Source organism: Cetobacterium somerae ATCC BAA-474 (genome assembly GCF_000479045.1).
GTDB classification, from domain to species: domain Bacteria; phylum Fusobacteriota; class Fusobacteriia; order Fusobacteriales; family Fusobacteriaceae; genus Cetobacterium_A; species Cetobacterium_A somerae.
On sequence record NZ_KI518160.1, the window covers coordinates 1 to 2,045 of the forward strand.

The following is a 2,045-nucleotide window of genomic DNA, read 5'->3' on the forward strand; positions in this document are numbered from 1 at the left end:
TACAAACAGTAATTATATGCAATAACTGAAATTTTAAACAATTATTCTTTATAAATTTCACATTAAAATAAAAATATACAAAATAAAAAACAGTTCTTAAAGAACTGTTTCTTGTTTTATATAATCCTCTCTTATTATTTTTTAGTGTTTTCTTCTACTTTCTATAACAGCTCCATAGCATTTTAAATACTCCAATTCTTCGTCAGATATAATGATATCTGAATATCTTTTTTTATCACTATTATCAGATACGAGTCTTACTTCATTTTTATTAATTTTAAGTCTTTTTATATATGTTTGATCATGATAACTAAATACACAAACTTTTCCTTCTACCATTCTCATCTGCTTTTGAACGGGATTAATTATGACTAAATCTCCATCTGATAACGTTGGAAACATTGAATCTCCACTAACTTCTACTAAAAAAGCATTCTTAGGCAATTCTATATTTGAAATAGAAGATAATACCTCCGTTCTAGTGTTGTCCTCAAAATTTATATGACCTAATCCTGCTGCTGCTTTACCTAAGACTGGTAAAGTTATTATCTCTGCTTGTTGCTTATTTTTTTCCTCTTGATTATTTTCATCTAATTTTCTTTTTATTAAATCTGGAGTTCTATCATAAGCAACTATATATCTAATTTCATCTGCTTCTTTATCTGTTTCAATAAATTTTTCAATAAATCTTTCTACAAAATCATCCTTAGGAATTCTAATTCCTTTTCTATAGTGACCTACTACAGATAGAGAAGAATCTGTTTGCTTTGCTATATATTCTAATGTATAATTATTTTTCATCATCATTTTTTCTAAATAATTACCAAATTTAGTCTTCACATTATCCTCCCTTCTTATTTTTTAATTTATTATACTATTTTTCTACAAAAATGTAAAAAAATATTTGATTTTTTTTCTACATTAAAGTATAATTCTAATAGATGAATTTTAAATTTTTTTATTTTTTTCTTATACATTTATGTAGAAAATTTGAGGAGGAGTATTAATGAGATTTAAAAGAGTTTCTAATCACTTTTGGAGAGTTGAATCTAATGGAGTTTTTATTGTTGGAACTTGGGAGCAGTGTCAAAAAGAACTACTTAATTTATGCTTAGATAAATGTCTTTTAAAAAATTAATTTCTCTTTTTTCTAGAGATTAAGTAAATTTTATTATATAATATATAGTAAATTAAATTTAATCTTGGAGGTTTTTATGATTTTTGGTAAAAAAATTAAAATAAATTTTGAAAATACAGATAATGGTATAAAACTATCAATTATAAATTTTCCTAAAAATATATCAATAACTGCTTTAGATTTTGGAAAAGATTTAGCTAAAAGAACTATGGAAGGTTATTCTCCTAATCCTGAAGAAGAAATTGATGTTATTTCTGGAATTATAGATGAAAAAACTAATGGTGAAGATATTGTATTTATCTATACACATGGTGATTTACCTTCAGCTATGATTTTAGTTGGAGCTTTGTGTAAAAAACTTCTGTTAGAGATTCCTACAGTAAATCCTCTTGAAATTGGAGGAATATTTCATGGTGAAAAAAATGAAGCATACATTAGAGTAGCTATACAAAAGATGATTATTACTAACGATGCTCTAGGTAGCTCATTAGAAATAAATCTACCTCAAAATACTGATATGAATAAATTTAAAAGTATTTTTTCTGAAATAGCTTTCTCTTTAATTCCTGAAGTTCAAAGTATTCAATTTGGATTAGGTACTGCTATTTCTAAAAAAGCAAATTCTAATTTAAATATACAACCTAAAAGAGTTGAAATTTCTTTAGCTCCTCATATAGAGAGTAAGATCCCTGCTTTAGCTTTAGTTTATGATATTGTTTTTCAAAGTATTACAATTTTCTCATTATTAAATAGTTAGATATTTTGGGTAGTATTAACTGTATTTTACTACCCTTTTTTATTTTTTTGTTTCAATAAATTCATTTTATGAATATTGACTATTTATTTTTTCTATATTTATTTTTTCTGTTTTTTTAATATTAATTTCACATATTTTTGAACAAACTTT

At 24.1% G+C, this 2,045-nt stretch carries 3 protein-coding genes; 2 read left to right on the forward strand and 1 reads right to left on the reverse strand.

Translation table 11 applies throughout. The annotated features are described in order from the left end of the window. Window positions 1–141: 141 nt before the first annotated feature. Window positions 142–840, reverse strand: coding sequence for a LexA family transcriptional regulator (locus tag HMPREF0202_RS07165; RefSeq protein WP_023052389.1), 699 nt, complete (start codon window positions 838–840; stop codon window positions 142–144). Between the two features lie 166 nt (window positions 841–1,006). Here HMPREF0202_RS07165 and HMPREF0202_RS15615 point away from each other — a divergent pair, with 166 nt between their 5' ends. Beyond that, window positions 1,007–1,138, forward strand: coding sequence for a hypothetical protein (locus HMPREF0202_RS15615; RefSeq protein WP_023052390.1), 132 nt, complete (start codon window positions 1,007–1,009; stop codon window positions 1,136–1,138). Between the two features lie 76 nt (window positions 1,139–1,214). After that, on the forward strand, window positions 1,215–1,895 hold the full coding sequence (locus HMPREF0202_RS07170; protein ID WP_023052391.1) for a hypothetical protein: 681 nt from the start codon (window positions 1,215–1,217) through the stop codon (window positions 1,893–1,895). Window positions 1,896–2,045 lie beyond the last annotated feature (150 nt).